Below are 24,124 nucleotides of genomic sequence, written 5' to 3'. Positions count from 1 at the left end.
GTCGTAGATCTCTCTCAGCGCTGCGGGGCTTGTTCGGCCGCGCGCTTGTCCTGCGCCATCGGATCGTGCGCCAGGATCTCGCCCTTGAAGATCCAGACCTTCACGCCGCAGGTGCCGTAGGTGGTCTTGGCGGTCGCGACCCCGAAGTCGATGTCGGCACGCAGCGTGTGCAACGGCACGCGACCTTCGCGGTACCATTCCATACGTGCGATTTCGGCACCGCCCAGACGGCCGGAGCAGTTGATCCGGATGCCACCGGCGCCCAGACGCATCGCCGACTGAACCGCCCGCTTCATCGCGCGACGGAACGCCACGCGGCGCTCCAGCTGCTGCGCGATGCTTTCGGCGACCAGCGTGCTGTCGATTTCCGGCTTGCGGATTTCAACGATATTCAAGGAGACCTCGGCACCGGCCAGCTTCGCCATGTCCAGGCGCAGCTTCTCGATGTCCGCACCCTTCTTGCCGATCACGACGCCCGGACGGGCAGCGTGGATCGTCACGCGGGGCTTCTTGGCCGGGCGTTCGATGACGACACGGGACACGCCCGCGCCCTTCAGCCGATCGCGCAGCGTGGCACGAAGCTTCAGGTCGGCGTGCAGCAGGCTGGCGTAACCGCCGGAGCCGCTGGTGGCGTTGGCGAACCAACGGCTGTCCCAGGTGCGATTGATGCCGAGCCGGAGCCCGATCGGATTGACCTTGTGACCCATGTTACGCGGCCTCCCTCGTTGGTGCCGCAACCACCGTCTTTTCGGCGACCACGATCTTCAGGTGGCTGAACCATTTCTCGACACGCGCCGCCTTGCCGCGACCGCGGGCCTGGAAGCGCTTCATCACCATGCTGCGGCCAACCTCGGCCCGCGACACGACCAGGCGGTCGACGTCGAGCTGGTGGTTGTTCTCGGCATTGGCGATGGCGCTTTCCAACGTCTTCTTCACCGTCTGCGCGATGCGCTTCTTGCTGAAGGTCAGGTTGGCGACAGCGTCCTGCACCTTGGCGCCGCGAATCATCGCGGCCACCAGGTTCAGCTTGGTCGGCGAGACCCGAATATTCTTCAGGATCGCCTGTGCCTCGGTCTCAGGAAGACCGCGCGGATGATTTGGCTTGCTCATATCAGCCCCGCTTCGCCTTCTTGTCCGACGAGTGACCCGTGAAGGTCCGCGTCGGGGAGAATTCGCCGAACTTGTGCCCGACCATGTTCTCGGTCACCTGCACCGGGATGAACTTCTTCCCGTTGTAGACGCCGAAGACCAGGCCGACGAACTGCGGCAGGATCGTGCTGCGGCGCGACCAGATCTTGATGATCTCGCTCCGCTTGCTCTCCCGGGCCGCATCCGCCTTGCCCAGCAGGTAGCCGTCGACAAACGGCCCCTTCCATACGCTGCGCGCCATGGCGATCAGCCCTTCTTCACGTTGGCACGGCGGACAATCAGGCTGTCCGTGCGCTTGTTGTTGCGCGTCTTGTAGCCCTTCGTCGGCTTGCCCCACGGCGTGACGGGATGACGGCCACCGCTCGTGCGACCTTCACCACCACCATGCGGGTGATCGACCGGGTTCATGACAACACCACGCTGATGCGGCTTGCGACCGAGCCAACGGCTACGACCGGCCTTGCCGAGTTCCTGGTTCTGGTTGTCCGGGTTGGACACCGCACCGATGCTCGCCATGCATTCGCCACGCAGCAGGCGGACTTCGCCCGACTGCAGCTTGACCTGCACGTAGCCGCTGTCCTTGCCCACGAGCTGGGCGAAAGTACCAGCGGAGCGCGCCATCTTCGCGCCGGCGCCGGGCTTCATCTCGATGTTGTGGATGATCGTCCCGACCGGGATCGCACCCATCGGCATCGCGTTGCCAGGCTTGATGTCAGCCTTGGCGCCCGAGATGACCTGGTCGCCAACCTTCAGGCGCTGCGGCGCGATGATGTAGGCGAGCTCGCCATCCTCGTACTTCAGCAGCGCGATGAAGGCCGTGCGGTTGGGATCGTATTCGATCCGCTCCACCACGCCCGGCACGTCGAACTTGCGCCGCTTGAAGTCCACGATGCGGTAGGACTGCTTGTGTCCACCCCCACGGAACCGCACGGTGATCCGGCCGTGGTTGTTACGCCCGCCCGACGAGTGCAAGCCAACGGTCAAACCCTTGACGGGCTTGCCCTTCCACAATTCGGACCGGTCGATCAGCACGGTCCCGCGAAGGGACGGCGTGACCGGTTTGAAACTTTTCAGTGCCATGGTGTCACGCAAGCCCCGTCGTCAGGTCGATGCTCTGACCGGCTTCAAGCCGGATCATCGCCTTCTTCCAATCGGATCGCTGGCCTGGCCGGCCCTTGAACCGCTTGGATTTTCCCTTCACCACAATGGTGTTCACGGCCAGCACCGTGACGCCGAACAGGCCTTCGACCGCGGCCTTGATCTCGGGCTTGGAAGCCTCGAGCGGCACGCGGAAGACGATCTGCCCCTGTTCGGACAGCAACGTCGCCTTTTCGGTCACCAGCGGCGCCAAGATGGTCTGGTACATCCGCTCGCGCGTGATGGTGACCTTGGATGCCTTGATCTGCGTCTCGCTCACGAGAGCCGCTCCTTCAGGGCCTCGATGCCGGCGCGGGTCACCGCGAGGACATCATGGTTGAGGATGTCGTACACATTCGCGCCGATCGTCGGCAGGACATGCACGTGGGGCAGGTTGCTGACCACCCGGCCGAAGCTTTCGTCCACGGCGGCATCAACCACCAGGGCGCTCGTCCAGCCCAGGGCCTTGACCTTGGCGGCCATCGCGCTGGTCTTGGCACCCGTGTCGGCCGAAGCCGTGTCCAGGACGATCAACTTGCCCTCGGCCGCCTTCTGGCTGAGCGCGCTGATCAGCCCGAGACGGCGGACCTTCTTGTTCAGGCTGTAGCCATGGTCGCGCACGACCGGCCCATGCACGACGCCGCCCTTGCGGAACTGCGGCGCGCGCAGCGAGCCCTGGCGTGCATTGCCGGTGCCCTTCTGGCGATAGGGCTTCTTGGTCGTGCCGCTGACCTCGCCCATGCCCTTCACCTTGTGGGTGCCGGCACGGCGCTTGGCGAGCTGCCAATGAATGACGCGCGCCATGATATCGGCGCGGGGGGCGGTGCCGAACAGCTCGGCGGGGAGATCAATCTCCCCCGCCGCGGCATTGTCCAGCGAGATGACAGGAACTTGCATTGTCTTCAGGCGCCCCTTACGCCGCGGCCGTCGGATAAGGCGCATCGGCATGCCGCTTGCGCTTCACCGCGTCCTTGATCAGCACATAGGCGCCCTTGGCGCCCGGCACCGCGCCAGTCACCAGCAGCAGGCCCTTTTCAAGGTCGTGCCCGGCGATCTTCAGGTTCTGCGTCGTGACGCGCTCGGACCCGAGATGGCCAGCCATCTTCTTGTTCTTGAAGGTCTTGCCCGGATCCTGGCGGTTGCCCGTCGAACCGTGCGAACGGTGGCTGATCGACACGCCGTGCGACGCTTCGAGGCCCGAGAAGTTCCAGCGCTTCATCGCACCGGCGAAGCCCTTGCCCTTCGTGATGCCGACGACATCGACGAACTGGCCCTTCACGAAGTGCGCGCCGGACACCTTGGCGCCCATGTCGAGCACGGCGTCGGTGGCGACGCGGAACTCAACGATCTTCTGCGGGGCTTCGACGCCCAGCTTGGCGAAGGCGCCCTTGTTCGGCTTGGAAACGTTCTTCGCCTTAGCATGCCCGATGCCGAGCTGCACAGCCGTGTACTTGTTCTTCGCTTCATCGCGCTGCCCGACTACGCGCACGTCATCGACGTGCAGCACAGTGACGGGAACAGTGGAGCCGTCCTCGTTGAACACGCGGCTCATGCCGAGCTTGCGTGCGACCAGGCCGGTCCGGCCATAGATAGCCATGACGTCGTCCTCAGATCTTGATTTCGACATCCACGCCGGAGGCCAGGTCGAGCTTCATCAGCGCGTCCACGGTCTGCGGGGTGGGGTCGACGATGTCGAGAAGCCGGCGATGAGTCCGGATCTCGAACTGCTCGCGGCTTTTCTTGTCCACGTGCGGCGAACGGTTCACGGTGAAGCGTTCGATCTGCGTGGGCAGCGGGATCGGCCCGCGAACCCGCGCACCGGTGCGCTTGGCCGTGTTGACGATCTCCCGCGTGCTGCCATCCAGCACGCGGTGATCGAACGCCTTGAGGCGAATGCGGATATTCTGGCTGTCCATGGCGATAGGCCTGTTCGTCCTTTCGGCTTACGCCACGATCTTCGCGACGACGCCCGCACCAACCGTGCGGCCACCTTCGCGGATCGCGAAACGCAGACCCTCATCCATCGCGATCGGCGCAATCAACTCGACGTCCATCGTCACGTTGTCGCCCGGCATCACCATCTCAACGCCCTCAGGCAGCTGCACCACACCCGTCACGTCCGTCGTGCGGAAGTAGAACTGCGGACGATAGTTCGTGAAGAACGGCGTGTGACGGCCACCCTCTTCCTTCGTCAGCACATAGGCCTCGGCCTTGAACTTCGTGTGCGGCGTGATCGAACCCGGGGCCGCCAGGACCTGGCCGCGCTCCACGTCTTCACGCTTCGTGCCGCGCAGCAGCGCGCCGATGTTGTCGCCCGCCTGCCCAGAGTCCAGCAGCTTGCGGAACATCTCGACGCCCGTGACCACCGTCTTCACCGTCGCCTTCAGCCCGATGATCTCGACTTCCTCGCCGACCTTGACGATCCCGCGCTCGACGCGACCCGTCACCACCGTACCGCGGCCCGAGATCGAGAACACGTCTTCCACCGGCATCAGGAACGGACGGTCCATCGCACGCACCGGCTGCGGGATATACGCATCCACCGCCGCCATCAGCTTCAGGATCGCCTGCTCGCCCTTCTCCGGATCCTTGTCCTCCAGCGCCATCAGCGCCGAGCCATGGATGATCGGAATGTCGTCGCCAGGGAACTGGTAGCTGCTCAGCAGCTCGCGCACTTCCATCTCGACCAGTTCCAGCAGGTCGGGGTCGGCCATGTCCGTCTTGTTCAGGAACACCACCAGCGCCGGCACGCCAACCTGCCGCGCCAGCAGGATGTGCTCGCGCGTCTGCGGCATCGGGCCATCGGCCGCCGACACCACCAGGATCGCGCCGTCCATCTGCGCCGCGCCCGTGATCATGTTCTTCACGTAGTCCGCGTGACCCGGGCAATCCACGTGGGCGTAGTGACGGTTCGCCGTCTCATACTCCACATGCGCCGTCGAGATCGTGATCCCGCGCGCCCGCTCCTCAGGTGCCTTGTCGATCTGGTCATACGCCGTGAACGTCGCACCACCGGTCTTCGCAAGGATCTTGGTGATCGCCGCCGTCAGCGACGTCTTGCCATGATCCACATGCCCGATCGTGCCGATGTTGCAGTGCGGCTTGTTCCGCTCAAACTTCGCCTTGGCCATCGTCGTCTATCCCTCAGATCGGGGTTTCGTTACCAGCGGTAGTGGCTGAAGGCCTTGTTGGCCTCTGCCATCCGGTGCGTGTCTTCGCGCTTCTTGACAGCCGTGCCGCGGTTGTTCGCCGCGTCCATCAGCTCGCCGGAGAGGCGTTCAATCATCGTGTTCTCGCCACGCTTGCGCGCCGCGTCGATCAGCCAGCGGATCGCCAGCGCCTGACGGCGCTCCGGGCGAACTTCCACCGGCACCTGGTACGTCGCACCACCGACGCGGCGCGAACGCACCTCGACGGCCGGCTTGGCGTTGTCCATCGCTTCGTGGAACACGCGCAGCGGGTCGGCGGCAGGGCCGCCACGGCGCTTCAGCGTTTCCATGGCACCATAGACGATGCCTTCGGCGGTGCTCTTCTTCCCGTCGTACATCAGCACGTTCATGAAACGGCTAAGGACGAGATCGCCGAACTTGGGATCCGGCAGGACTTCACGCTTTTCGGCGCGGTGACGACGCGACATATCTCAGCCCCTCACTTCGGCCGCTTGGCGCCATAGAGCGAACGCCGCTTGCGCCGCTTCGGCAGGCCCTGCGTGTCCAGAACGCCGCGCAGGATGTGGTAACGCACGCCCGGCAAGTCCTTCACGCGACCACCGCGGATCAGGACGACCGAGTGTTCCTGGAGGTTGTGACCCTCACCAGGAATATAGCTGACGACTTCGTAGCCGTTGGTGAGCCGGACCTTGGCGACCTTACGGAGCGCGGAGTTCGGCTTCTTCGGCGTCGTCGTATAGACGCGCGTGCAGACGCCGCGCTTCTGCGGGCACCCTTCAAGGGCCGGAACCTTGTTCCGCGTCGGCTTCGGCTCGCGCCCGTTGGCGATGAGCTGGTTGATCGTCGGCATGACGCCCCTTCGTGACCTTCGTCAAAACAAACAGCCCCAAACCAAACAGAACCGCCCGCCCAGGAACGCGTGAGCGTCTCCCTGGCGGGCACTGTCCTGCCTGCGGCCTATGTCGGAGAATTCCCGACGGCGCCGCTGGCGTAGAACTGTCAACCAAACCGACCGAGGCAACCGAGGGCTGCCCTGGCGTGAGATGCGGCTTCTAGGGTGCCCCATCCGATGAGTCAAGTGAGGTTGCCCCCACCTGAAACCGGCCGCCGTCCTTACGGGCGTCGACCGGAAAGCCTTGCTATTCCGCGGCCTGCGTGGCGTTGCCAGGCAATGCCACGGGCTGTGCGGGGGCCGCTGGCGCCGGTGCCAGACGCCCCTTGTCGCGCTGCGCGGCAATGGCGCGCAGGCGGTTCATGACGGACCCCGTGCCCGCCGGGATCAGACGCCCGACAATCACGTTTTCCTTCAAGCCGTTCAGCGTATCGACCTTGCCCGCGGTCGCGGCCTCGGTCAGCACGCGAGTCGTCTCCTGGAACGACGCCGCGCTGATGAACGACGTGGTCTGCAACGACGCCTTGGTGATGCCCTGCAGCACCGGTTCGGCGAAGGCCAGGCGTTCCTTGGCAGCGAGTCGCTTGGCGTTCTCGACCTCGTATTCCATGCGCTCGACCGTCTCGCCCACCAGGAAGGTGGTGTCGCCCGGATCCAGGATCTCGACCTTCTGCAGCATCTGGCGAACGATCACCTCGATGTGCTTGTCGTTGATCTTCACGCCCTGGAGTCGATAGACGTCCTGCACCTCGTTCACGAGGTAGTTCGCCAGGGCTTCCACACCCAGGACCCGCAGGATGTCGTGCGGGACTCGCGGCCCGTCCACCAACGGGTCGCCCCGCTTGACGTAGTCGCCTTCCTGCACGGACACGTGCTTGCCCTTGGGCACGAGGTATTCGCGCGGCACGGGCGGCTCGTCATCCACCTGGTCCGGCACCACCAGCACGCGGCGCTTGGCCTTGTAGTCCTTGCCGAACTCCACGCGCCCATCGATCTCGCTGATGATCGCGTGATCCTTGGGACGCCGTGCCTCGAACAACTCGGCGACTCGGGGCAGACCACCCGTGATGTCGCGCGTCTTGGACGATTCGCGCGGCAGGCGGGCCAGCACGTCGCCGGCGGCGACGGTCGTGTGGTTGTCGGTCGACAGAATCGAGCCCGGCGGCAGGAAGCTGATCGCTTCCGACCCATTGGCCCGCTTCACCACGGCGCCGTTCTCATCCTTGAGCAACAGGCGCGGCCGCAGGTCGGCGGCCTTGCCCGGCGCCTTGTATTCGACGACTTCCTTGAACGACAACCCGGTCACATCGTCCTGGCGATCGACCAGGGTGATGCCCTCGATCAGGTCGGCGTATTCCACGATGCCCGTGCGCTCGGTGATGATCGGAAGGGTGAATGGGTCCCACTCGGCCAGCTTCTGGCCGCGCACGACCTGCGCCCCCTCGTCCGTCAGCAGCTTCGCGCCATAGGGCACGCGGAAGCGCGCGCGTTCACGGCCCGCCACGTCGGACAGCAGGATCTCGCAGTTCCGGCTCATCACGATCGGCGCGTTCTGGCTGTTCACCACGATGTTGCGGTTGAACACCTTCACGCTGCCATCCGCCGTCGCCTCGACCGCCGACTGCTCGACGCCGCGCTGGGCGGCGCCGCCGATGTGGAAGGTACGCATGGTCAACTGCGTGCCAGGCTCACCGATCGACTGGGCAGCGATGACGCCGACAGCCTCACCGATATTGACCGGCGTGCCGCGGGCGAGGTCGCGCCCGTAGCAGAAGGCACAGCAACCCTGCTTGGCTTCGCAGGTCAGCACCGAGCGGATGAAGACTTCTTCGACACCAGCCTTCTCGATCTTCTCGGCATCCGGCTCGTCCACCAGACGGCCGCGGGTGACGATCACCTCCCCGGTCGCCGGGTCGATCACGTCGCGCTGGATGGTCCGGCCGAGGATCCGTTCGGACAGCGGCGAGACGACCTCACCCCCATCCATCACGGCGCGCACGGTCAGGCCCTTGTCGGTGCCGCAATCGACTTCCGAGATGATGCTGTCCTGCGCCACGTCCACCAGACGCCGCGTCAGGTAGCCCGAGTTCGCCGTCTTCAGCGCGGTATCGGCCAGGCCCTTACGGGCGCCGTGGGTGGAGTTGAAGTACTCCAGCACGGTCAGGCCTTCCTTGAAGTTCGCGATGATCGGCTGCTCGATGATCTCGCCCGAGGGCTTGGCCATCAGCCCGCGCATACCTGCCAACTGGCGCATCTGCGCCGGCGAGCCACGCGCACCGGAATGCGACATCATCCAGACGCTGTTGGTCTGGCGGCCGATCTCCTCGCGGGAAATCTCCGCCATCATGGCCGAGGCGACCGTGTCGGTGCAGCGCGACCAGGCGTCGACGACCTTGTTGTAGCGTTCGCCGGCGGTGATCAACCCGTCGAGGTACTGCTGCTCGAACTCCTTGACCTCGCTCTTGGTCTTGGCGATCTCGCCGCCCTTGCTGGCGGGGACCATCATGTCGTCCTTGCCGAAGGAAATCCCGGCCTTGGCCGCATTGGCGAAGCCCAGGCCCATCAGCCGGTCGGCGAAGATCACGCTCTCCTTCTGGCCGCAGTGACGGTAGACCGCGTCGATCACGTCCGACACGGCCTTCTTGGTCAGCATGCGGTTGACCAGCGAATAGGGCAGCAGCGGATGCTTCGGCATCAGGTTGCCGATCATCACGCGGCCCGGCGTGGTCACCACGCGCTCCATGACCAATTCCCCTTCCGGGTTCATGGTCTGGCGGCGCATGCGGATCTTGGTGTGCAGCGTGATCGCCTTGGCGGCCAGCGCCTGCTCGATCTCGCCCATCTCCGAGAAGGCCTTGGCGGCGCGCTCGTCGGCCACCTTGTACTCGGGCGTTTCCAGGCTGAGGTAGTAGATGCCGAGCACGATGTCCTGGCTCGGCACGATGATCGGCTTGCCGTTCGCGGGCGACAGGATGTTGTTCGTGCTCATCATCAGCACGCGGGCTTCCAACTGGGCCTCGAGGCTCAGCGGCACGTGCACGGCCATCTGGTCGCCGTCGAAGTCGGCGTTGAAGGCGGTGCAGACCAGCGGGTGCAACTGGATCGCCTTGCCTTCGACCAACACCGGCTCGAACGCCTGGATGCCCAGGCGGTGCAGCGTGGGCGCGCGGTTCAGCAGGACCGGGTGCTCGCGGATCACCTCTTCCAGGATGTCCCAGACCTCCGGACGCTCCTTCTCCACCATCCGCTTGGCGGCCTTGATGGTCGTGGCGTGACCGTACTTCTCCAGCTTGGAGTAGATGAACGGCTTGAACAGCTCGAGCGCCATCTTCTTCGGCAACCCGCACTGGTGCAGCTTCAGCTCAGGCCCGACCACGATGACCGAACGGCCCGAGTAGTCGACGCGCTTGCCGAGAAGGTTCTGACGGAAACGGCCCTGCTTGCCCTTCAGCATGTCGGACAGCGACTTCAGCGGGCGCTTGTTGGCGCCGGCGATCGCACGGCCGCGACGGCCGTTGTCGAACAGCGCGTCCACCGCTTCCTGCAGCATGCGCTTTTCATTGCGCACGATGATGTCGGGCGCGCGCAGTTCGATCAGGCGCTTCAACCGGTTGTTACGGTTGATGACGCGGCGATACAGGTCGTTCAGGTCCGACGTCGCGAAGCGACCGCCGTCCAGCGGCACCAGCGGGCGCAGTTCCGGCGGAATGACCGGGACGACGTCCAGGATCATCCATTCCGGCCGGCAGCCGCTTTCGCCAAAGGCTTCCAGCAGCTTCAGCCGCTTGACCAGCTTCTTGCGCTTGGCCTCGGACGTCGTCTCCTTCAGGTCGGCGCGCAGGCGCGGCGCTTCCTTCTGGATGTCGATGCCGTGCAGGATCTGCTTCACCGCCTCGGCGCCGATGCCGACCTGGAAGGCTTCCTCGCCGAACTCGTCGAGCTTGGCCTGGAACTGGTCCTCGGTCAGGAGCTGATGCAGCTTGAGGTCGGTCAGACCCGGCTCCAGCACCACATGGCTTTCGAAGTACAGGACCTTCTCCAGGTCCTTCAGCGTCATATCGACCATCAGGCCGACGCGCGACGGCAGCGACTTCAGGAACCAGATGTGCGCGACGGGGCTGGCGAGTTCGATGTGGCCCATGCGCTCACGGCGCACCTTGGCCAAGGTGACTTCGACGCCGCACTTTTCGCAGATGATGCCGCGGAACTTCATCCGCTTGTACTTGCCGCACAGGCACTCGTAGTCCTTGATCGGCCCAAAGATGCGGGCACAGAACAGCCCGTCCCGCTCCGGCTTGAAGGTGCGGTAGTTGATCGTCTCGGGCTTCTTGATCTCGCCGTAGCTCCAGGAGCGGATCTGCTCCGGGCTCGCGATCGCGATCTTGATCTGGTCGAAGGTCATTGCCTGGCCGGTCTGGCCCAGGATCTTCATCAACTCGGACATGCAGCGTCCTTTCCGTCAGGGGGGAAAGCCGGGGCCGCGCGGGCCCCGGGTCCAAATCATTCGGCCAAGGTCACTCGGCGCGGGTTTCCAGGTCGACGTTCAGGCCAAGGCTCTTCAGTTCCTTGACCAGCACGTTGAAGGATTCCGGAATACCGGCCTCGAACGTGTCCTGGTCGCGCACGATCGCCTCGTAGACCTTGGTACGGCCCGACACGTCGTCCGACTTCACCGTCAGCATTTCCTGCAACGTGTAGGCGGCGCCGTAAGCTTCGAGCGCCCAGACCTCCATTTCGCCGAAACGCTGACCGCCGAACTGCGCCTTGCCGCCCAGGGGCTGCTGCGTGACCAGCGAATACGGACCAATCGACCGCGCGTGGATCTTGTCGTCGACCAGGTGGTGCAGCTTCAGCATGTAGATGTAGCCGACAGTCACCTTGCGTTCGAAGCGTTCGCCCGTGCGACCATCCTGCAGCCAGACCTGGCCCGAGGTATCGAGGCCGGCCTTCACCAGCATGCCTTCGATATCCTGGATGTTCGCGCCGTCGAACACCGGCGTCGCGATCGGAATGCCCTTCTTGAGGTTGTCGCCGAGTTCGATCAGCTCATCCTCGGTCATCCCGGCGATGTCGCGGTCGAAGACCTCGGTGCCATAGATGTCCTTCAGCTTGTCCATCAGCTCGTCACGCGCGGCGGCGGTGCGGCGGTAGTCTTCCACCAACTCGCCGACCTGCTTGCCGAGAGAGGCGCAAGCCCAGCCCAGGTGCGTCTCCAGGATCTGCCCGACGTTCATGCGCGACGGCACGCCCAGCGGGTTCAACACGATGTCCACATGCGTGCCGTCTTCGAGGAACGGCATGTCCTCGATCGGCACGACGCGGCTGACGACGCCCTTGTTGCCGTGACGGCCGGCCATCTTGTCGCCCGGCTGCAGCTTGCGCTTCACCGCCACGAAGACCTTGACCATCTTCATCACGCCAGGGGGCAGTTCATCGCCGCGCTGCAGCTTCTCGACCTTGCTGTCGAAACGCTTCTGCAGCTTCTCGACGGCAGCATCGAACTCCCGCTTCAGGGCTTCGATCTCGGCCATCGAGGCATCGTCCTGCACGCCGATCTGGCGCCAGGTCATGCGGTTGAACTCGGACAGCACCTCATCGGTGATGACCGTGCCGACCTTGACGCCCTTGAAGCCGCCCGAAGCCTTGCGGTTCAGCAGGCGTTCGCGCAGGCGCGAGGTGAAGCTGCGCTCCTGGATCGCGCGCTCGTCGTCGCGGTCCTTGGCCAGGCGCTCGATCTCCGAACGCTCGATCGCCATCGCGCGCTCGTCCTTGTCCACGCCACGGCGGCTGAACACGCGGACGTCGACGATGGTGCCCGTGACGCCCGGCGGCAGGCGCAGCGACGTGTCGCGCACGTCGGACGCCTTTTCACCGAAGATGGCGCGCAACAACTTCTCTTCCGGCGTCATCGGGCTTTCGCCCTTCGGCGTCACCTTGCCGACCAGGATGTCGCCCGGCTGCACTTCGGCGCCGATGTAGACGATGCCGGCCTCGTCGAGGTTGCGCAGGGCTTCCTCGCCGACGTTCGGGATGTCGCGGCTGATTTCTTCCTGCCCGAGCTTCGTGTCGCGGGCCATGACTTCGAATTCCTCGATGTGGATCGAGGTGAAGACGTCATCCCGGGCGATACGCTCGCTGATCAGAATGCTGTCTTCGAAGTTGTAGCCATTCCATGGCATGAAGGCGACGAGCACGTTCCGGCCCAGCGCCAGTTCGCCGAGTTCGGTCGACGGGCCGTCGGCGATGATGTCGCCCGGCCGCACCACATTGCCGACCCGCACGAGGGGCCGCTGATTGATGCAGGTGCTCTGGTTGCTGCGCATGAACTTGCGCAGGCGGTAGATATCGACGCCACGGGTGGTGCCGTCATCGCCCGTCGCGCGCACCACGATACGGGCGCCGTCGATGCTGTCCACGATGCCGTCGCGGCGGGCCACGATGGTCGCGCCCGAGTCACGGGCAACCGCCGCTTCCATCCCCGTGCCGACCAGCGGCGCATCGGACTGGATCAGCGGCACCGCCTGGCGCTGCATGTTCGAACCCATGAGCGCGCGATTCGCGTCGTCGTTCTCAAGGAACGGGATCAGCGCCGCGGCCACGGAGACCAACTGCTTCGGCGACACGTCGATCGCCGTCACTTCCTCCGGCTTCACCAGGCGGAAGTCGCCGTTCTGCCGCACGCTGACCAATTCGCTGCGGAATTGGCCGGTGACCGCGTCCACATCGGCATCGGCCTGGGCGACGATCAGCTTGTCTTCCTGCATCGCCGACAGATAGATCGGGTCGCCCGAGATATGGCCGTCCTTCACCATCCGGTACGGCGTCTCGATGAAGCCGTACTTGTTCACCTTGGCGAAGGTCGCGAGGCTGTTGATCAGCCCGATGTTCGGCCCTTCCGGCGTCTCGATCGGGCAGATGCGGCCGTAATGCGTCGGGTGCACGTCGCGCACCTCGAAGCCGGCACGCTCACGCGTAAGACCGCCCGGCCCGAGCGCCGAAAGACGACGCTTATGCGTCACTTCCGACAGCGGGTTGGTCTGGTCCATGAACTGCGACAACTGGCTGCTGCCGAAGAACTCGCGCACCGCGGCGGCCGCGGGCTTCGCGTTGATCAGGTCATGCGGCATGACGCTGTCGATATCGACCGAGCCCATGCGTTCCTTGATCGCGCGCTCCATGCGCAGCAACCCGACGCGGTACTGGTTCTCCATCAACTCGCCGACCGAACGCACCCGGCGGTTGCCGAGGTTGTCGATGTCGTCGATCTGGCCCTTGCCGTCCTTCAATTCCTGAAGGGTCTTCACCGTGGCGACGATGTCCTGCTTGCGCAGGGTGCGCAGGGTGTCCGGCGCGTCGTCGAAGGAGAAGTTCAGGCGCATGTTCATCTTCACGCGGCCGACCGCGGAAAGGTCATAGCGGTCGCCGTCGAAGAACAGCCCACGGAACAGCGCTTCGGCCGTGTCCGGCGTCGGCGGTTCGCCCGGGCGCATCACCCGGTAGATGTCCATCAGCGCTTCGTCACGGTTGGAATTCTTGTCCACCGCCAACGTGTTGCGGATCCACGGGCCGACCTGCTGGTCGATCGCCAGCATCGACAACTCGTCGATCCCGGCCTGCTCCAGCGCGGCCAGCTTCGGCTCGGTCAATTCCTCGCCGGCTTCGGCCCAGATCTCACCCGTTTCCAGGTTGACCATGTCCTCGGCGACGTAGCGGCCGAGCAGGTCGGCGCGGCTGACCAGCACTTCGGTCGTGCCGGCTTCCAGGATCTTCCGCGCCACGCGCGGGGTCATCTTGGCTTCCTTCTCCGCCACGACCTGGCCGGTCTTGGCGTCGACCAGGGCCTCGATCAGCTTGATGCCGCGGAAGGCCTCGGGCTCGAACGGACGGCTCCAGCCCTTCGGGCCGTTGCGGAACTGCACGCGGCCGTAGAAGTGGGTGAGGATCTCCTCGGCATCCATGCCGCGGACCTCGTTCGGCTCCAGCGGGGCGCCCTTCTCCAGGCGCTTCTGCTCGGTCGCGGCGCTGTCCAGCGCATAGAGCAAGGTCGTCGCCGGCAGCTTGCGCTTGCGGTCGATGCGAACGTAGCAAATGTCCTTGGCGTCGAATTCGAAGTCGAGCCACGAGCCGCGATACGGGATCACCCGCGCGGCAAACAGGTACTTGCCGCTGCTGTGGGTCTTGCCCTTGTCGTGGTCGAAGAAGACGCCCGGGCTGCGGTGCATCTGGCTGACGATGACGCGCTCGGTGCCATTGATGATGAAGGTGCCGTTGTCGGTCATGAGCGGCATGTCGCCCATGTAGACGTCCTGCTCCTTGATATCGCGGACCGACCGGCTGCCGGTGTCCTCGTCGATATCCCAGACGATCAGGCGCAGGCGCACCTTCAGCGGGGCGGCATAGGTCAGCCCGCGCTGGATGCATTCCTCGACGTCGTACTTGGGGTCTTCCAGCTCGTACTGGACGAATTCCAGCCGGCCACGGCCCGCGAAGTCGTCGATCGGGAAGACCGATTTGAACACTTCCTGCAGCCCGGCATGCATCCGGGCGTCCGGATGGACCTCCATCTGCAAGAAGGCCTCGTAGCTGGCCCGTTGCACGTCGATGAGGTTGGGCATCGGCGCCACTTCGGGCAGACGCCCAAAGGACTTGCGGATACGCTTCCGCCCGGTGAAGCTGCCCGAACCAAAGGACTTGCCGATCGCGTTCATGCCTGTCCTGCTGCCCCTATCTGCTCCGGCCCCGAACTCCCCGGCCGGCGGGGTAAAATCCCTCCAAGGCCGCCATCGGCCCGAAAGGACACGCCGGACAAGTCCCGGCGAAGAAACGCCCCGGTCATAGTCACCCGGGTAAAAAACGCAGGCGCGGGAAGAAGCCGGTTCCCCGGCCTCCCCCCGTTCCCGTCAGTCGTAACCCCGGCGCTGTCGCAGCGCCGGGCGGTCGAGAGCCGTGTTACTTGACCTCAACCTTGGCGCCGTTCTCTTCCAGCACCTTCTTGATCTTCTCGGCCTCATCCTTCGAGACGGCTTCCTTGACGACCTTCGGAGCGCCTTCGACCAGATCCTTGGCTTCCTTCAGGCCGAGGCCCGTGATCGTCCGGATCTCCTTGATCACGTTGATCTTCTTGTCGCCGGCGGCAACCAGGGTCACCGTGAATTCGGTCTGCGCCTCAACCGGGGCAGCAGCGGCGGCGGCGGGGGCTGCGGCAGCAGCGACCGGCGCGGCAGCGGAGACGCCCCACTTCTCTTCGAGCATCTTCGACAGTTCGGCGGCCTCGAGGACCGTCAGGGCGGAGAGTTCCTCCACCAGCTTAGCGAGTTCGGCCATGTTCGTGTTCCTTCGATCTAATGGCTTGGATTGGACTTGACAACCCCGGACCCCGGACAACCCGGGGCGGGGACACTGGCTGGCGACCTATAGTCAGGCCGCCTCGGCCTCATCCTTGCTCTCGTCCTTCTTGGCATACGCCGCCAGGACCCGCGCAACCTGCCCACCGGGGGCCTGAAGCACCGACGCGATCCGCGTGCCTGGGGTCTGGATCATGCCCAGCAACCCTGCGCGCAGCGCGTCCAGCGACGGCAGCTCGGCCAGTGCCTTGACCCCATCGGGGTTCAGCATCTGGGTCCCGAGCGCGCCGCCGAGGATCACGAACTTATCGTTCGTCTTGGCGAACTCCACGGCAGTCTTCGCCACGGCCACCGGATCCCGCGACCACGCAAGCGCGGTCGGACCCTTCAGCATAGGCGAAATGCCCTGGAAGCGGGTGCCGTCGAGGGCGAGCATGGCGAGCCGGTTCTTCGCGACCTTATACGTCGCTCCCGCCGCCTTCATCCGGCGCCGCAGGTTCAGCACGTGCGTGGCGGTCAACCCATTGTTCTGGGTAACCAGCACGAACGACGTCTCTGCGAACACCGTGGCGAGGGAGGCGACGAAATCGCGCTTCTCCGTACGATCCACGTCTCGTCTCCGTCGGTGGCCGAACCCTTATGGAAGGGGCACGGCCGGTTCACACCGGGGCGTCACGGATGTGACACCCCTGTTCGCCTGCCTGAGTTCGAGACACCAAGCCAAGCCATTGCGCGGGCGAACCCGCGGTCTGTCTGTTCTGGCACCCCGCCTACCCGTCGCGCCGCCATGCGGCCTTAAAGCCTTGAAAAGGCTACGTCGGGTCTCTGACAGGTTTCGGATGGCGACCATGGCCGCCACCCTGCCCACCACCCCGGAGGGTGGCGAATTTCTTCAGCCGTTGGCCGAAAGGGACGCGATGTCCACCTTCACACCAGGCCCCATCGAAGACGACACGGCGGCCTTCTTCACATAGGTGCCCTTGGCACCCGCCGGGCGGGCGCGCTGGATCGCATCGACCAGGGCGCGGGCGTTCTCGACCAGCTTCTCTTCGCTGAAGGAGACCTTGCCGATGCCGGCATGGATGATCCCGGCCTTCTCGGCGCGGAACTCGACCTGGCCGGCTCGGGCGGCGTTGATCGCGCCCTTCACGTCCATGGTCACGGTGCCGAGCTTGGGGTTCGGCATCAGGCCGCGCGGGCCCAAGACCTTACCCAGGCGACCAACGAGGCCCATCATGTCCGGGGTCGCGATGCAACGATCGAAGTCGATCTTGCCTTCCTGCACCGCGGCGGCCAGGTCGTCGGACCCAACCACGTCGGCGCCGGCGGCGGTCGCTTCATCGGCCTTGGCGCCACGGGCGAAGACCGCCACGCGCACGGTCTTGCCGGTGCCGTTCGGCAGGCCGACGACGCCGCGGACCATCTGGTCGGCGTGGCGCGGATCGATGCCGAGGTTCATCGACATCTCGACCGTCTCGTCGAACTTGGCCTTCGCATTGGCGCGGACCAGCTTCACGGCCTCCACCAGGCCATAGGACTTCTCGCGATCGAAGGCCTCATAGGCCGCGGTCAGCTTCTTGCTCAGCTTGGCCATCGGATCAGCCCTCCAACACGGTGATGCCCATGGAACGGGCGGAGCCCGTCAGCATGGACACGGCGCTTTCCACATCGGTGCAGTTCATGTCCTGCATCTTGATCGCCGCGATCTCGCGAAGCTGCGTCTTCGTGACGCGGCCGACGGGGCCACCCTTGCCGGGGGTCGTCGTGCCCTTCTCGATCTTCGCCGCCTTCTTCAGGAAGTAGGTGTTCGGCGGGGTCTTGGTCACGAAGGTGAAGGTACGGTCGCTGAACGCGGTGATGACCACCGGCGTCGGCGTGCCGGGCTCCATGCCCTGCGTCGCCGCGTTGAATTCCTTCACGAACTGCATGATGTTCAGGCCGCGCTGACCCAGCGCCGGGCCGACCGGCGGCGAGGGATTCGCCTTGGCCGCGGGGATCTGCAGCTTGATGTAACCGACGATTTTCTTCGCCATTAACCAAAGTCCTCTGTTGCGTCAGAGGCCCGCGGTTCATGCGGCCGGGTTGCCCCGACCTCCCGCGTTCCTGCGAACAAGTTAATAAACCGCAGACCGGAAACCGGCCCGCAGGGGAGGCGGGCGTATAGTCCCCCCTCACCCGACTGTCGAGTCACCCCAGCCATACCCAGGGGTCAGAGCTTCTCCACCTGGGCGTATTCCAACTCGACCGGCGTGGAACGCCCGAAGATGGACACGCTGACCTTGAGGCGGGAGCGTTCCTCGTCGACCTCTTCCACCGTGCCGTTGAAGCTGGTGAACGGGCCATCGGCCACCCGGACCTGTTCGCCGACTTCGTAGATGATCGAGGGGCGCTTGGGCTTGTCCACGCCTTCCTGGACCTGCTTGACCACCCGCTGGGCTTCGGCCTCGCTGATCGGGGTGGGCTTGTTCTTGGTGCCGAGGAAGCCGGTGACCTTGGGGGTGTCCTTGACCAGGTGCCAGGCGTCGTCGGTCATCGCCATCTTCACCAGCACGTAGCCGGGGAAGAACTTGCGCTCGGAGGCGATCTTCTGGCCCTTGCGGACCTCAACCACTTCTTCCGTCGGGACCAGGATGTCGCCGAAGGCATCGGCCAGGCCCTTCTGTTCGGCCTGCTGCTTGATCTGCTCCGCAATCTTCTTCTCGAAGCCGGAATAGACGTGCACGACGTACCACTTGAGATCGGCCATCTCAGACTCCAAAACCAAAGAGGAGGCTCATGGCGAGCTGGATCAGCTTGTCCACAACCAGGAAGAACACGGCCGCCAACGCCGACAGCGCCAGCACAAGCCCGGTCGTGATGAGGGTTTCCTTGCGTGACGGCCAGGTGACTCGCGCCACCTCGGTCTTCACGTCGCGGACGTATTGCACCGGATCGAACCTGGCCAATTCCGGCCCCTTCAACGCTGCGCGGGCGGAAGGCCCTTTTAGGGCCCGCCACCCGCGGTGGAAACAGGACTGCGGCGGGGGTTGGCAGGGGCGGAGGGTCTCGAACTCTCAACCTCCGGTTTTGGAGACCGGCGCTCTAGCCAATTGAGCTACGCCCCTTCACCCCACCGCAGTGGACGCGCCTTATAGCCGCGCCCGTTTCCGCCCGCCATACCCTGGCGGACGGAATCTCCATTAAGGATCGTTACGCCACGATCTTCGCGACGACGCCCGCACCAACCGTGCGGCCACCTTCGCGGATCGCGAAACGCAGACCCTCATCCATCGCGATCGGCGCAATCAACTCGACGTCCATCGTCACGTTGTCGCCCGGCATCACCATCTCAACGCCCTCAGGCAGCTGCACCACACCCGTCACGTCCGTCGTGCGGAAGTAGAACTGCGGACGATAGTTCGTGAAGAACGGCGTGTGACGGCCACCCTCTTCCTTCGTCAGCACATAGGCCTCGGCCTTGAACTTCGTGTGCGGCGTGATCGAACCCGGGGCCGCCAGGACCTGGCCGCGCTCCACGTCTTCACGCTTCGTGCCGCGCAGCAGCGCGCCGATGTTGTCGCCCGCCTGCCCAGAGTCCAGCAGCTTGCGGAACATCTCGACGCCCGTGACCACCGTCTTCACCGTCGCCTTCAGCCCGATGATCTCGACTTCCTCGCCGACCTTGACGATCCCGCGCTCGACGCGACCCGTCACCACCGTACCGCGGCCCGAGATCGAGAACACGTCTTCCACCGGCATCAGGAACGGACGGTCCATCGCACGCACCGGCTGCGGGATATACGCATCCACCGCCGCCATCAGCTTCAGGATCGCCTGCTCGCCCTTCTCCGGATCCTTGTCCTCCAGCGCCATCAGCGCCGAGCCATGGATGATCGGAATGTCGTCGCCAGGGAACTGGTAGCTGCTCAGCAGCTCGCGCACTTCCATCTCGACCAGTTCCAGCAGGTCGGGGTCGGCCATGTCCGTCTTGTTCAGGAACACCACCAGCGCCGGCACGCCAACCTGCCGCGCCAGCAGGATGTGCTCGCGCGTCTGCGGCATCGGGCCATCGGCCGCCGACACCACCAGGATCGCGCCGTCCATCTGCGCCGCGCCCGTGATCATGTTCTTCACGTAGTCCGCGTGACCCGGGCAATCCACGTGGGCGTAGTGACGGTTCGCCGTCTCATACTCCACATGCGCCGTCGAGATCGTGATCCCGCGCGCCCGCTCCTCAGGTGCCTTGTCGATCTGGTCATACGCCGTGAACGTCGCACCACCGGTCTTCGCAAGGATCTTGGTGATCGCCGCCGTCAGCGACGTCTTGCCATGATCCACATGCCCGATCGTGCCGATGTTGCAGTGCGGCTTGTTCCGCTCAAACTTCGCCTTGGCCATCGGGCCGTTCTCCGTCTCTACAGATTTGATTGGATGAGTCGCAGCCCAAGGCGTGGCCCGCGATCTGGAGCGGGTGACGGGAATCGAACCCGCACTACCAGCTTGGAAGGCTGACACTCTACCGTTGAGTTACACCCGCTAAGGAAAATCAGTCCACAGATTACGCGCCCCAACACCGGCCGGCATATGGAAGGGGTTGGATTCGAACCAACGTAGGCGTGCGCCAGCGGATTTACAGTCCGCCCCCTTTAGCCACTCGGGCACCCTTCCCCAACGCCAGCCGGTGAGAGCGGGCGGAGGTATCGGCAAAACGGACGGGGTGTCAACGTGACAATCCGAAGTTGGCCGCGCGACGTCCTCCTGGCGCAGGGGAGCCGCGCGGGATCGGCCCTTGTGCGGCGGCCCGGCATGGGCAGGATACATCATGCCCCGACCCCCTTCCCGCCCACCCAGCCGCCGCCCCGGTGCGGGTGGCCATGATGCCGATGCGCCCCGCGCACCGCGCGCCCCCCGCCCCCCGACGTCGGAAGACCGCGGCCGCAAGCCGCCTTTCGCCGGCCGCGAACGCCCCGAAGCCGCCGCGGCGCCATTCCGCGCCGGGCGCGACGACAGCCGCGCCCCACGCCGGTCCTTCGAATCCCGTGACGAGGAGCGCCGGCCCGCCGGCCCGCCGCGCGGCGCCCCCATGGCCGACCGCCCGCCCTACCGCGCCCGCAGCGCCCAGCCGGCCGCCGAGGGCGAACGCCCGCCCCGCGCCGCCCGCCCCTACAACCAGGACAAGCCGGCCCGCACGCCGCGCGCCGACGAACGCCCCCGTGGCGGGTTTGCCCCCCGCCCGGCCGATTCGGATCGGCCGGCCAGGTCGGAGGCGCGCCCAAGCGCGCCGCGCCCGCCGCGCTTCGACCCGACACGCACCGAATCCCCCCGCGCCGAGTCGCAGCGCCCCGCCTTCCTGCGCGACGCCCGCCAAGGCCGCCTGCCGCGTGTCACCGAGGCCGATGCCGCCCCCATTGCCACCCCGCCCAATACCTACTGGCTCTACGGGCTGCATGCGGTCGAAGCGGCGCTTCGCAACACCTCCCGCCGCGGCCACCGGCTGCTGCTGACGGCCGATGCCGAAGCGACCCTGACCGCCCGCCTGCCGCCCGAGGCGCTGACCCGTGGGCGCCTGACCCCCGAACGCGCCGACCGGCAGCGCTTCCAGACCTTCCTGACCGAGGATGCGGTGCACCAGGGCGCCGCCATGCTGGTCGAACCCCTGACCAATTCGCAGTTGGAGCGGGTGATCGCCGCCCGCCCCGGCCCGGTCGTGCTGCTCGACCAGGTGACCGACCCGCGCAACGTGGGTGCGATCCTGCGTTCCGCCGCGGCCTTCGGCGCCGCCGCCGTGGTGCTGCAATCGCGCCACGCGCCGCCGGAAACCGGCGCCATGGCCCGGGCCGCATCCGGCGCGCTGGACCTGGTGCCGATCGTGCGGGAGGTGAACCTGGCCCGCACCATCCAGTCGCTCCAGAAACTGGAATTCTGGGTCGTCGGCCTGGCCGGCACCGCCACCCGCACGATGGCGGAGGCGGGGCTGGGCACGCGCCGGATCGCGCTGGTGCTGGGGGCGGAGGACGCCGGTCTGCGCCGCCTGCAGCGCGAGACCTGCGACGAATTGCTGCGCCTGCCGATGGCCGAAGGGGTCGAGAGCCTGAACGTCTCGGCCGCCGCCGCTGTCGCGCTGTATGAAGTCTCCCGTCGCTAAAAAAGGGGGAAACCCGCGATGTCCGACGCCGCCAGCCTGATTCTGCAAGCACGTCGCGCGCGAAGAATGCTGGCGCCGTTGGAGGCGCTGGCGCCGAACACGCCGGCCGAGGGCTATGCCATCCAGGTCGCGCTGGCGGGGTTGATGGGTGACGTGCCGCCGGCCGGCTTCAAGATCGGCGCGACGACGGCGCAGATGCAGGCCTACCTCGGCCTGACCGGGCCGGCCGCCGGATTCGTGTCGGCGGCGGGGCTGCATGCCTCGGGAGCCAGGCTGCGCTTCGCCGATTTCGTGAACCCTGGCGTCGAATGCGAAATCGCCCTGCGGCTTGGCCGCGATATCGCACCCGCCCCCTGCACGATCGAACAGGCCACCGCCGCCATCGCCGAGGTCTTTGCCGGCATCGAGATCGTCGAACGCCGCTACGACGACTTCCTGGCCCTGGGCGCCCCGACCCTGATCGCCGACCAGGTCTTCCACGCCGCCGGCGTGACCGGCGCCCCCGCCCCCGGCTGGCCGGGCATCGCGCTGAAGGCGGCGCGCGGCCGCATGCTGGTGGATGGGGTGGAACGCGGCGCGGGCGTGGGCGCCGACCTGCTGGGCGACCCGCTGGCGGCATTGGCCTGGCTGGCCGATTCGGGCGCGGCGCACGGGTTTGGCGGGCTGCGGGCCGGGCAGATCGTGTTCCTGGGGTCGGTGACGCCGCCGATCTGGCTGGATGGCCCCTGCACGGTGAAGGTCGCCTTCGACCTGCTGGGCGAAGTGCAGCTTTCGTTCGCCTAGCGATCCCACGATTCATTCGGGGTTAGGGATTCGCGACCCATAACACCCGTGCCGCTGCTGTCTTGCGGTTCCGCGCCAGAAGGGCCCGTGGGTGAGGAACCCCTCGTATGTGCCCCGCCGAGATGCGACCTTCTACCTGGCCTGACTTGTCCGATGACCACCAGCTTGTCCTTGCGCGTGAAGCCCTGCGTCGCGCGGCCGAAACCATGGCGCAGCACGCCGATCTGCTGGCGGTCGAGATGGAGCGTGGCACCCTCCTGGACCAGGGCGGCCCTGATGCCTTGCGGCTCTTCGCCAATGTGATGCGCGCAACGAACTCCGATGCTTTCGGTGTGGCGGGCCATGCGTGACCTGACAGCGCGAAGGGCAAGCCTTGCCTGATGGCAGGCGGCCGGACTAATCCTGCGCGGACCACGCTGTGGTCGTGCAATGCCCGGTTAGCACAGCGGTAGTGCAGCGGTTTTGTAAACCGAAGGTCGGGGGTTCAATCCCCTCACCGGGCATGCCGCCCCGAGCACACATCCGTCATTGCAGCGGCGACACCGACGGCATTAGCGTGACCTCCTCCCAAAGGAGGCTCTGCAATGTGGACCTTCATTCGCCCGCTCTGCATCTGGCTCTGCCTCTGGGCGGTGCCGCTGGCGGCGCGTGGGAATGACGCGCAGCCGCCATCCTTCGCCCCACCCGTGCTGGCCCAGGCGGGTGGCGCTGCCTTCGACGGTACCTGGGATGGCCGCGGCACGCTCGTCTCCGTCGGGGGGCGCGGAACCGATTGTGGGGGGCCATCGATCGGGCATCGCCTGACCGTCAACAACGGCCAGCTCACGATCGAGTACAGCCCGCCCAATGGGATTCGGTTTGCCGGGCCGGTGGCGGCGGATGGGCGCTTCGATCTCTATTCCGGACCATCCCACTTCGCCGGGCAGTTCGCCGGCGGGACCATGACCGCGACATTCCGCAACCGGTCCTGCGAACGAAACTGGCGATTCCGCCGCCAGGCGGCTGGTTGAGCCTGGATCGGCTGCTGCCGCGATCGGCGGCGCGTCGCAGCATCGGGACCGCAAGGTAAATTGTTGCGAAGTCATACCGATTGACGGGCCGTCCATTTTGATGCGTTATCGAATCGTATCGATTACGATACTTTCGATCGCAAAGGCCCCGATCCCCCATGCCAGCATCTCGCCTGCTCGTCTGCGCCCTGTCCCTCGGCCTCGCCGCCTGTGCCGGCCGCGCCCCGGCCCCCGTGGCGGTCGTTCAACCGATGGACGAAAGCATGGATTGCAACGCGATCCAGGCCGAGGTCGCCGCCAACAACCAGCGCCTTTCGGCCCTTGGGTCCGAAAGCGGGGCCAAGGTGGCGCAGAACGTCATCGCGGGGGTCGCGGGCGCGATCTTCATCCTTCCGCTCTTCCTGATGGATTTCCAGGGTGCCGCCGGGATCGACGAACGGTCGATCCAGGCCAGGAACGCCTATCTCTCCACCCTTGCGCGGGCCCGCTGCACCACGCAGGCGCCTGTTGCCTGA

Annotated in this window: 25 protein-coding genes and 4 tRNA genes; 6 read left to right on the top strand and 23 right to left on the bottom strand. The window is 65.8% G+C overall.

Annotated features, from left to right (window positions below; all coding sequences use genetic code 11):
- Window positions 1-14 precede the first annotated feature (14 nt).
- From rpsC to ACQW02_RS03895, 23 genes are all read right to left on the bottom strand, one after another.
- On the bottom strand, window positions 15-707 hold the full coding sequence (gene rpsC, locus ACQW02_RS04005; RefSeq protein ID WP_431283976.1) for a 30S ribosomal protein S3: 693 nt from the start codon (window positions 705-707) through the stop codon (window positions 15-17).
- 1 nt (window position 708) lies between these two features.
- Window positions 709-1,110, bottom strand: a complete 402-nt coding sequence (gene rplV / locus ACQW02_RS04000; protein ID WP_431283975.1) for a 50S ribosomal protein L22 — start codon at window positions 1,108-1,110, stop codon at window positions 709-711.
- Window position 1,111: 1 nt separating this feature from the next.
- Window positions 1,112-1,390, bottom strand: a complete 279-nt coding sequence (gene rpsS, locus ACQW02_RS03995; protein ID WP_431283974.1) for a 30S ribosomal protein S19 — start codon at window positions 1,388-1,390, stop codon at window positions 1,112-1,114.
- Window positions 1,391-1,395: 5 nt separating this feature from the next.
- The gene (gene rplB, locus ACQW02_RS03990) at window positions 1,396-2,229 is read right to left on the bottom strand and encodes a 50S ribosomal protein L2 (RefSeq protein ID WP_431285858.1); all 834 of its coding nucleotides are present in this window, start codon (window positions 2,227-2,229) and stop codon (window positions 1,396-1,398) included.
- 4 nt (window positions 2,230-2,233) lie between these two features.
- Window positions 2,234-2,530 (bottom strand): 50S ribosomal protein L23, encoded by a 297-nt coding sequence (locus ACQW02_RS03985; protein WP_431285857.1) that lies wholly within the window; start codon window positions 2,528-2,530, stop codon window positions 2,234-2,236.
- 32 nt (window positions 2,531-2,562) lie between these two features.
- Window positions 2,563-3,183, bottom strand: coding sequence for a 50S ribosomal protein L4 (gene rplD / locus ACQW02_RS03980; RefSeq protein ID WP_431283973.1), 621 nt, complete (start codon window positions 3,181-3,183; stop codon window positions 2,563-2,565).
- A 16-nt stretch (window positions 3,184-3,199) separates the two neighbouring features.
- The gene (rplC, locus tag ACQW02_RS03975) at window positions 3,200-3,883 is read right to left on the bottom strand and encodes a 50S ribosomal protein L3 (protein ID WP_431283972.1); all 684 of its coding nucleotides are present in this window, start codon (window positions 3,881-3,883) and stop codon (window positions 3,200-3,202) included.
- Between the two features lie 10 nt (window positions 3,884-3,893).
- Window positions 3,894-4,202 carry a 30S ribosomal protein S10 gene (rpsJ, locus tag ACQW02_RS03970; RefSeq protein ID WP_027285682.1) on the bottom strand — a complete coding sequence of 103 codons (309 nt, stop codon included), beginning with the start codon at window positions 4,200-4,202 and terminating at the stop codon, window positions 3,894-3,896.
- Window positions 4,203-4,229: 27 nt separating this feature from the next.
- Window positions 4,230-5,417, bottom strand: coding sequence for an elongation factor Tu (gene tuf, locus ACQW02_RS03965; RefSeq protein WP_431283961.1), 1,188 nt, complete (start codon window positions 5,415-5,417; stop codon window positions 4,230-4,232).
- A 29-nt stretch (window positions 5,418-5,446) separates the two neighbouring features.
- Window positions 5,447-5,923 (bottom strand): 30S ribosomal protein S7, encoded by a 477-nt coding sequence (rpsG, locus tag ACQW02_RS03960; RefSeq protein ID WP_431283971.1) that lies wholly within the window; start codon window positions 5,921-5,923, stop codon window positions 5,447-5,449.
- Between the two features lie 11 nt (window positions 5,924-5,934).
- Window positions 5,935-6,306 (bottom strand): 30S ribosomal protein S12, encoded by a 372-nt coding sequence (rpsL, locus tag ACQW02_RS03955; protein ID WP_431283970.1) that lies wholly within the window; start codon window positions 6,304-6,306, stop codon window positions 5,935-5,937.
- A 289-nt stretch (window positions 6,307-6,595) separates the two neighbouring features.
- Window positions 6,596-10,792 carry a DNA-directed RNA polymerase subunit beta' gene (gene rpoC, locus ACQW02_RS03950; RefSeq protein WP_431283969.1) on the bottom strand — a complete coding sequence of 1,399 codons (4,197 nt, stop codon included), beginning with the start codon at window positions 10,790-10,792 and terminating at the stop codon, window positions 6,596-6,598.
- Window positions 10,793-10,862: 70 nt separating this feature from the next.
- A complete protein-coding gene (rpoB, locus tag ACQW02_RS03945; protein ID WP_431283968.1) occupies window positions 10,863-15,056 on the bottom strand; it encodes a DNA-directed RNA polymerase subunit beta in 4,194 nt (1,397 codons plus the stop codon).
- Between the two features lie 241 nt (window positions 15,057-15,297).
- On the bottom strand, window positions 15,298-15,672 hold the full coding sequence (gene rplL, locus ACQW02_RS03940) for a 50S ribosomal protein L7/L12 (protein ID WP_431283967.1): 375 nt from the start codon (window positions 15,670-15,672) through the stop codon (window positions 15,298-15,300).
- 93 nt (window positions 15,673-15,765) lie between these two features.
- Window positions 15,766-16,302 carry a 50S ribosomal protein L10 gene (gene rplJ, locus ACQW02_RS03935; RefSeq protein ID WP_431283966.1) on the bottom strand — a complete coding sequence of 179 codons (537 nt, stop codon included), beginning with the start codon at window positions 16,300-16,302 and terminating at the stop codon, window positions 15,766-15,768.
- A gap of 282 nt (window positions 16,303-16,584) precedes the next feature.
- Window positions 16,585-17,286: a 50S ribosomal protein L1 gene (gene rplA, locus ACQW02_RS03930; RefSeq protein ID WP_431283965.1), complete on the bottom strand. Its 702-nt coding sequence runs from the start codon at window positions 17,284-17,286 to the stop codon at window positions 16,585-16,587.
- Window positions 17,287-17,290: 4 nt separating this feature from the next.
- Window positions 17,291-17,725 (bottom strand): 50S ribosomal protein L11, encoded by a 435-nt coding sequence (gene rplK, locus ACQW02_RS03925; protein WP_431283964.1) that lies wholly within the window; start codon window positions 17,723-17,725, stop codon window positions 17,291-17,293.
- A gap of 176 nt (window positions 17,726-17,901) precedes the next feature.
- Window positions 17,902-18,438: a transcription termination/antitermination protein NusG gene (gene nusG, locus ACQW02_RS03920; protein WP_431283963.1), complete on the bottom strand. Its 537-nt coding sequence runs from the start codon at window positions 18,436-18,438 to the stop codon at window positions 17,902-17,904.
- A gap of 1 nt (window position 18,439) precedes the next feature.
- A complete protein-coding gene (secE, locus tag ACQW02_RS03915) occupies window positions 18,440-18,637 on the bottom strand; it encodes a preprotein translocase subunit SecE (RefSeq protein ID WP_431283962.1) in 198 nt (65 codons plus the stop codon).
- Window positions 18,638-18,719: 82 nt separating this feature from the next.
- Window positions 18,720-18,796: transfer RNA gene (locus tag ACQW02_RS03910), tRNA-Trp, on the bottom strand.
- An 85-nt stretch (window positions 18,797-18,881) separates the two neighbouring features.
- Window positions 18,882-20,069 carry an elongation factor Tu gene (gene tuf, locus ACQW02_RS03905; protein WP_431283961.1) on the bottom strand — a complete coding sequence of 396 codons (1,188 nt, stop codon included), beginning with the start codon at window positions 20,067-20,069 and terminating at the stop codon, window positions 18,882-18,884.
- Window positions 20,070-20,134: 65 nt separating this feature from the next.
- Window positions 20,135-20,208: transfer RNA gene (locus tag ACQW02_RS03900), tRNA-Gly, on the bottom strand.
- A gap of 48 nt (window positions 20,209-20,256) precedes the next feature.
- Window positions 20,257-20,339, bottom strand: a tRNA-Tyr gene (locus ACQW02_RS03895).
- A 154-nt stretch (window positions 20,340-20,493) separates the two neighbouring features.
- Here ACQW02_RS03895 and rlmB point away from each other — a divergent pair.
- From rlmB to ACQW02_RS03865, 6 genes are all read left to right on the top strand, one after another.
- Window positions 20,494-21,816 carry a 23S rRNA (guanosine(2251)-2'-O)-methyltransferase RlmB gene (gene rlmB, locus ACQW02_RS03890; protein WP_431283960.1) on the top strand — a complete coding sequence of 441 codons (1,323 nt, stop codon included), beginning with the start codon at window positions 20,494-20,496 and terminating at the stop codon, window positions 21,814-21,816.
- 18 nt (window positions 21,817-21,834) lie between these two features.
- Complete coding sequence (locus ACQW02_RS03885; protein ID WP_431283959.1) at window positions 21,835-22,599, top strand: 2-keto-4-pentenoate hydratase; 765 nt, start codon at window positions 21,835-21,837, stop codon at window positions 22,597-22,599.
- Between the two features lie 146 nt (window positions 22,600-22,745).
- The gene (locus tag ACQW02_RS03880; RefSeq protein WP_431283958.1) at window positions 22,746-22,949 is read left to right on the top strand and encodes a hypothetical protein; all 204 of its coding nucleotides are present in this window, start codon (window positions 22,746-22,748) and stop codon (window positions 22,947-22,949) included.
- A gap of 81 nt (window positions 22,950-23,030) precedes the next feature.
- Window positions 23,031-23,102: transfer RNA gene (locus ACQW02_RS03875), tRNA-Thr, on the top strand.
- Between the two features lie 81 nt (window positions 23,103-23,183).
- A complete protein-coding gene (locus ACQW02_RS03870) occupies window positions 23,184-23,609 on the top strand; it encodes a hypothetical protein (RefSeq protein WP_431283957.1) in 426 nt (141 codons plus the stop codon).
- 158 nt (window positions 23,610-23,767) lie between these two features.
- On the top strand, window positions 23,768-24,124 hold the full coding sequence (locus ACQW02_RS03865) for a hypothetical protein (protein ID WP_431283956.1): 357 nt from the start codon (window positions 23,768-23,770) through the stop codon (window positions 24,122-24,124).

It is taken from the genome of Humitalea sp. 24SJ18S-53 (assembly GCF_050632385.1).
Taxonomy (GTDB): Bacteria; Pseudomonadota; Alphaproteobacteria; order Acetobacterales; family Acetobacteraceae; genus Humitalea.
Note: the sequence above shows the minus strand (reverse complement) of the source record. Positions and strands in the feature narration are given on the sequence as shown.